At 46.2% G+C, this 6,732-nt stretch carries 8 protein-coding genes; 6 read left to right on the forward strand and 2 right to left on the reverse strand.

What is annotated here, in order from left to right:
* Window positions 1-67: 67 nt before the first annotated feature.
* Window positions 68-1,348, reverse strand: coding sequence for a conjugal transfer protein MobB (mobB, locus tag HMPREF0645_RS02900; protein ID WP_007173346.1), 1,281 nt, complete (start codon window positions 1,346-1,348; stop codon window positions 68-70).
* A complete protein-coding gene (locus HMPREF0645_RS02905) occupies window positions 1,345-1,758 on the reverse strand; it encodes a plasmid mobilization protein (RefSeq protein ID WP_007173347.1) in 414 nt (137 codons plus the stop codon). Before HMPREF0645_RS02905 ends, mobB begins: the two co-directional genes overlap by 4 nt.
* 541 nt (window positions 1,759-2,299) lie before the next feature.
* Here HMPREF0645_RS02905 and HMPREF0645_RS02910 point away from each other — a divergent pair.
* The 6 genes from HMPREF0645_RS02910 to HMPREF0645_RS02935 form a co-directional block, all read left to right on the forward strand.
* Window positions 2,300-3,079, forward strand: a complete 780-nt coding sequence (locus HMPREF0645_RS02910; RefSeq protein ID WP_007173349.1) for a ParA family protein — start codon at window positions 2,300-2,302, stop codon at window positions 3,077-3,079.
* A 9-nt stretch (window positions 3,080-3,088) separates the two neighbouring features.
* Window positions 3,089-3,595: a DUF3408 domain-containing protein gene (locus tag HMPREF0645_RS02915; protein ID WP_007173350.1), complete on the forward strand. Its 507-nt coding sequence runs from the start codon at window positions 3,089-3,091 to the stop codon at window positions 3,593-3,595.
* Window positions 3,596-3,628: 33 nt separating this feature from the next.
* A complete protein-coding gene (locus HMPREF0645_RS02920) occupies window positions 3,629-4,441 on the forward strand; it encodes a hypothetical protein (protein WP_007173351.1) in 813 nt (270 codons plus the stop codon).
* Between the two features lie 163 nt (window positions 4,442-4,604).
* Window positions 4,605-4,907: a DUF4134 domain-containing protein gene (locus tag HMPREF0645_RS02925; protein ID WP_004354999.1), complete on the forward strand. Its 303-nt coding sequence runs from the start codon at window positions 4,605-4,607 to the stop codon at window positions 4,905-4,907.
* A 2-nt stretch (window positions 4,908-4,909) separates the two neighbouring features.
* Complete coding sequence (locus tag HMPREF0645_RS02930) at window positions 4,910-5,245, forward strand: DUF4133 domain-containing protein (RefSeq protein WP_007173352.1); 336 nt, start codon at window positions 4,910-4,912, stop codon at window positions 5,243-5,245.
* A partial coding sequence (locus HMPREF0645_RS02935; RefSeq protein ID WP_007173353.1) for a TraG family conjugative transposon ATPase occupies window positions 5,242-6,732 on the forward strand: 1,491 nt, incomplete at its 3' end. The genes HMPREF0645_RS02930 and HMPREF0645_RS02935, both read left to right, overlap by 4 nt.

Consider the following 6,732-nt stretch of genomic DNA (forward strand, 5'->3'; position numbering starts at 1 on the left):
TCGTTTTGTTTTTGGGGAGCCTCCCCCAACTCCTCCGAAGGGAGGGGAGATAGAAATGCTCGTTTATTTAATGTTTTCTACGCCTAAGTTTTATCCTACTCTGCCTGCGGAGTTTACGCTGCCATGCCGCCTCCTTCCAGTCATCGTTGCCCATAGGTTGGAAAGAACCGTCTGCCATATCCTCGATAAGTTCATCGATGAGATTGTCGGCGTTCTCCCTATCTGATTGCAAGGATTGAACGGTTGGCGATGCTTCTAGACGAACAGACGGATTACCATACAGCGCTTCATCCAAGAATAGGTTGTGCGTAGGATTGGAGAAATAGGTATTAAATACATTGGCGGCATATCCCTTGCCTAATCGAGAACCATTAAGCGCAATGCCCGTTTTATCATCAATAAAGGTAATGCCATAGATGCGCCCGCTTTCGTTCTTTCGGATAAACACGCGCAAGCCTTGTTCCTCCAATTGTTGCCGAAATTCTTCCGCTGTTAGGGGAGAGGTACGCATTGTTTGTAACACCTTGTTCCTGACGCTTGGTATCAGAGATTTGACAGCTTGTCTTGATTTCTGCATTCTGTTCTGTACGGCAGTATAGCCCACACCACGACCGATGTCCGATGCGTTGATGGGTGTGCTTATTTTGTTGCCTTTATCATTGGTCGGGACATAAACAAGCCCATCGTATTTCTTTCCCCGAAACTCAGTCTTTATTTCTTCTACGGCAAGGTTATATTTGCCCAAAATGGCATTCAGTTCGCCCAAAGAACAGAAACGATAATGCCTCAGAATCGTGCGGACAACACTTGCGACCTGCTCCTTGATATTTCGTTTTGTGGTATCCACCTTGGGCGTTTCTGTTACGGTTTTCTCGCTAACCTTTGAACTTGGAATGAGACCAAACCTCTTTTCCAAGGCATCGGTAATCTTCTTGCTCCTTCGCTTCTCGAAGCGGTCGTTGATTTTCTTTCCTTCACTATCCACTCGAAGCGATACGATGTGTATATGCTCACGGGTAATGTCGTTGTGTTTGAAGACGATATAGGGCTGTTTGCCATAACCGAGTGTCTCCATATACTCCTTGGCAATCTGCGTGAGTGTTTCATCGGAGAGCTTCTCGTCCGGGTGCGGATTGAGGGAGCAATGGAATACCGTTTTCTTCGTCCTGCATTTCTTCGGTATCAGAGCCTCCATATCGGCAAATACTTCCTCCATTGTATAACGACCTTCCTTGTTTTGATACAACTCAGCAGCAAGGAGAATACTCGCTTCCCCTTTCTCCACCTTTTTGAAGTTGTAGCCGAGTGCTCCTCCAAGGTTTTCCGTGGCAGATATTTTAGCAATCATTTTTTGCGGTAATCTATCGTAAGACTGATAGCCTGCTCTTGCAAGGTGATAATTTGAGTCGATAAATGCTCCAACTTTTCAAGCAGAATCTGTGCAGTCTTCACGCTGTGATAGCTGTTAATGGCACGCACGGTTTGGTTATAGAGTACACCAATTTTATGGATTTGTGCCGTCAGTTCGGAGAGTTTACGGTAGTATTCCACGGCGGATTTATCCACCATAATGACCTTGAAACTCTCTCCAAGAATACGCCCACGCACAAAATCCGACTTGGTTTCTGCGCCCGAACGCTGAAACAAATCAATCGCCCGTTGCTGGTCTTTCGGGTTAGGAAGACGCACATGCCAGTTGTCCCAACGCGGCTTTTCTGCAGTTTTTCGTTCTGAACCGTGTTCCGTTTCCTTTTTCATATCTGTTTTATCTTCTAATTACGACTTTGGAGGAATTTATCTCCCCTTCGGGGCAAGGGTCTTTGTGGTACAACTGTAAGTTTGTGTTACAAAGACACACCTTGCCAATATCAAGAGATGATGCAATAGAAGCATCCACCTTTCAGGGTGTCCGCTTCGGGGAGATTAGCTCCATGTTCTCTATCTGCCTGCAAAGTTACGGTGGATTTTTAAATATCTCATTATCAGCCATTATCACTCTTTTCCATTATTTATCCTTGTACTTCTATGACATAAAAATATCTATCGAAAAAGCTTTTATTTTGCAGATAAAACGAACGGAATATCGTTCGATAAAACTATTAAAAGAACGATATGACGAACTCTATTTCAATAGTTCAATATATCGTCAGATAGAACTATCGAGATGTCGACAAATCGACAAATCGAACGATCGATAATTCGATATTTCGACAGATAAAAGAATTAATAATTCGTTCTGACGATTAGTTTAACGAGCTACCATTCGAATTATAGTTCAAACGATTAAAATATCTATAGTATGGAACAGATACAAACATCGCCCATATTTCTGGGCTTTTCCTCTCAAAAGGGAGGTGTTGGCAAAAGCACTTTGGCGGAGATAGTCAGCAGCATTCTTTACTACGAAAGAGGCATTCGCCTTTTTGCAGTAGACTGTGACTTGTCTCAGGATTCTTTCTATAAACTCCGTGAAAGGGAAAAGGCTTGCATTGAAAGTGATCCACAGCTTTCTCAGCAGATGAGACAACATTTCTCTTCTTTGAAGCGTACAGCCTACCGCATACTCAAAGCTGCACCTAAGGAGGCAATAGCAACGGCAAGCGAGTATATCAGTAATCATCCATCAGAGAAATTCGATTTGGTCATCTTTGACTTTCCCGGTCATGCGGGTACCAGCGACCTTCTGCAACTCTCGCTGGATATGGACTATATCCTTTCTCCCTTAGAGCCAGACGTGCAGTCGATGGTTGCCTGCCTCACCTATATCAAGGCGGTAAACGATTTGGGCGTATCCATGTCGAGTGCCCGTATCAAGGAAGTCATTCTTCTATGGAACAAAGTTGACCGCAGGGTTAAGAACACGCTCATTGAATACTACAGCAAGTATATCAAGAACGAAGATTATACGCTGCTTAACCAAAACATCTATGCCACCCACCGTTTCAGCCATGAATTGGAGCAATACGGATTTCGTGGGGTATTCCGCTCCACTTACCTTCCTCCTAATAAAGCCTTACGGACAGGGACTGGTATTGATGAGCTGATAGAAGAATTACTTACCCATATTCAAATTAAATAAGACAGCATTATGGCAAACATACAGGAACAACGGCAAAAACTGGAAGCCAAGCTCAAGGAGATGGCTGAAGAAGGGGTGATGAAGACTCCTCCCAAGGAAACGCTGGCTTTTGACCCACCTGATGAGGAAGAAGATATGAAAACAGAGGTCAGTGTCAACCAAAAGGAAAAACCGCATCTGGTAAAGGAGGTTGTGTCTACCTCGGAAAATAAGCAGGATAAGACTTTGTATAAAAGCCACGAGAGAGGAAATGAAAAATGTGTGGGAACATCCCAGATTTCCTTAGACGACTACCGCACACGCTTTTTACAGTCAGTCCGCCTCCGAGAGCGGACCAATTTTACTATGAGTGCTGAAACACTCCAAGTGCTAAAAAACGTCTTGCAGGACTTGGGCGAACGGGTGTCAATGGCATCCTACATTGACAACATCCTGCGTGAACACCTCAAGGAGCACAAGGAACTGCTCAATAATGCCACAGCAAAGCATCGACGAAAGGTAGCAATAGATTTTTGAACAAAGAACCAACGATATATAAAAATCACCATTATGCAAACGATACTATTCAACATACTTCTGTTTCTGATAGCGGTATGGGTATTCATTGGAATACTCTTCCTCTGGCAACAATTCCGCATGGCGTGCCGCAAATTGGAGAAAGCATGTGAAAAGAAAAATGAACAGGAACAAAAACAGAGAGTGCCTTCTGTTACCCAAGACCAAATTGAGCAGGCACAGCAAATGCTTGTCGGCAAAAGCAAATCATACGGGGAACGCTATGCCGAAATCACAAAAGAGATTACGGAAAACTCTCAAAAATTCCCCGAAGTTCCCGCTGCTTCCTCCTCTGAAAATCCAGCCGATAATCCCGATACCTTTGCAGAACAAAGCTCACAGGTGTCCAAAGAAAAAGAAGTAGAAGGTACAGAAGAGGACAATGAAATGCAGGTTGACTACACAATGGACGAAACTGACGAAGACGCAATTGTCCGTGAGGAACTGCAGATTGCAGACGATTCTCTGCCTGAAGTATCACCGTCCAGCATCCTCGCAAGGGACATTATCCGTGTCAACGGCTGGCATAGGAATGACGATGAACTTGATAAGGTAGATGAAGACAAGGTGCAGGACACGTTGCAAAGCATACGGGGCACACAGCTCATGGACTATATCAAGGAGGCAACGCTCAAGCAAGAGAAAGACCATCAAAAGCTGCTTGCTGCCATTCGCAAGGCGGAAGAACTGGACTTAGAGGAAAGTAATATAAACTCTTCTTCTGACTTTGAAACGGACTCAAACGTAGAGAGCAGCAACAGCGATGTTTCGGAAGAAGCCGAACTTCCACTGTCATATTATCTGTAAACTAATGTTCTTACTCATATTATAAAATTGTAAAGTGATGCGGGGGTGGCTCAAAAGTAAAACAATCAACCAATATCTGTCATACGATAAAACCGAGCTACCCCTTGCCACTTTCACCCTAAAAAGAAAATAATTTGTTTAACAACTTAAAATAAAAACAGCAATGAACAACAAAAAGAAAATCACAATGCTGCTCCTGATGGCTGCCGCCACCGTAGGAGCTTATGCGCAGGGCAATGGAATGGCGGGTATCAACGAAGCCACGAAAATGGTAACCTCCTACTTTGACCCGGGTACAAAACTTATCTATGCCATCGGTGCCGTGGTGGGCTTGATAGGAGGAATAAAAGTCTATAACAAGTTCAGTTCGGGTGACCCCGATACGAGCAAGACTGCAGCCTCTTGGTTCGGTGCGTGTATCTTCCTCATCGTGGCTGCCACCATCCTACGTTCTTTCTTCTTGTAACAATGGCTGAGTGGGAAATCAACAAAGGTGTAGGTCGGACGGTAGAGTTCAAGGGTTTGAAGGCACAGTATCTTTTCCTCTTTGCGGGAGGGCTGCTGGCTGTCTTCTTTCTCGTGGTCATTCTCTATCTCTGTGGAGTGAGCCAGATAGCCTGTCTGGTCATAGGCATAGTGGGTACCACCCTCGTGGTGTGGCAAACGTTTGCCATGAACCGAAAGTATGGGCAATACGGACTCATGAAAAAGGGAGCCGTGAGAATGCACCCACGCTACCTTTTGAACCGCCGGACGGTCTATCACCTTATCCGTAACCTTCAACCCAAAAGAAAGAAGCAATGAGAAACAAAAGCAAGATAACTACCTTGGAATCGAAGTTTCCCCTGCTCTCCATCGAGCAGGGCTGCATGGTGAGCAAAGATGCTGACATTACGGTGGCTTTCCGTGTGGAGCTGCCCGAACTCTTTACCGTCACTTCTACAGAATACGAAGCAATGCACTCTGCCTGGCATAAGGCTATAAAGGTGCTACCCAATTACAGCATCGTACACAAGCAGGACTGGTTCATAAGGGAGGACTATCAAGGCAAGCTCTCCGATGGCGGACTGAGCTTCCTTGCCCGTTCCTCTGAACGGCACTTCAACGAGCGTCCGTATCTCCACCACTCAGTCTATCTCTTCCTTACCAAGACGAACAAGCAGCGTATGGCACAGCAGAGTAATTTTTCTTCGCTCTGCCGTGGACACCTGCTACCAAAAGAGATTACCAACAAGGACGAGGTGATGAAGTTCATGGAAGCAGTGGACCAGTTTGAGCGAATCATTAACGATACCGAGCAAATAAGGATTGTCCGCATGACTGAAGAAGAGTTGGTTGGCACAAATGAAAAGGGCGGTCTCTTGGACCGTTATTTCTCCCTCTCGGAAGGAGGACACGCGTCTTTGGAGGACATCCGTCTGGGCGCAGACCTTGTGCGTGTGGGCGACAATCAGCTGTGCCTGCATACGCTTTCCGATACGGATGACCTACCGACAACGGTGAGCACGGACAGCCGATATGAACGGCTTTCCACTGACCGATCGGATTGCAGGTTGTCCTTCGCCGCTCCCGTGGGTTTGATGCTGCCGTGTAACCATATCTATAACCAGTATATCTTCATAGAGGACAGCGATGCCAACTTGGAACGCTTCGAGAAGCAGGCAAGGAACATGCACTCGCTGGCACGCTACAGCCGTAGCAACCAAATCAACGAGGAGTGGATACAGGAGTATCTCAATATCGCCCACTCACAGGGATTGACCTCTATCCGTGCCCACTTTAACGTGCTGGCATGGAGCAGCGATAAGGAAGAACTTCGCCAGATCAAGAATGACGTAGGCTCTGCACTTGCTCTTATGGAATGCCACCCTCGCCACAACACCATTGATGCGGCAACGCTCTATTGGGCGGGCATTCCCGGCAATGCGGCAGACTTTCCCGCAGAAGAGTCATTCTATACTTTCATCGAGCCTGCCCTCTGTTTCTTTACAGCAGAGACAAACTATAAGGATTCGCTCTCACCCTTTGGTATCAAGATGGCAGACCGCCTTTCGGGAAAGCCCGTCCACCTCGACATCTCCGACCTGCCGATGAAGCGCGGCGTGATTACCAACCGTAACAAGTTCATCTTGGGTCCTTCGGGCAGTGGTAAGTCTTTCTTCACCAACCACATGGTACGCCAGTATTACGAGCAAGGGGCACACGTCCTCTTGGTTGATACGGGTAACTCGTATCAAGGCTTGTGTGAACTCATCCACCGCAAAACCAAGGGTGAGGACGGGGTCTATTTC

Source organism: Hallella bergensis DSM 17361, from assembly GCF_000160535.1.
Lineage (GTDB): Bacteria > Bacteroidota > Bacteroidia > Bacteroidales > Bacteroidaceae > Prevotella > Prevotella bergensis.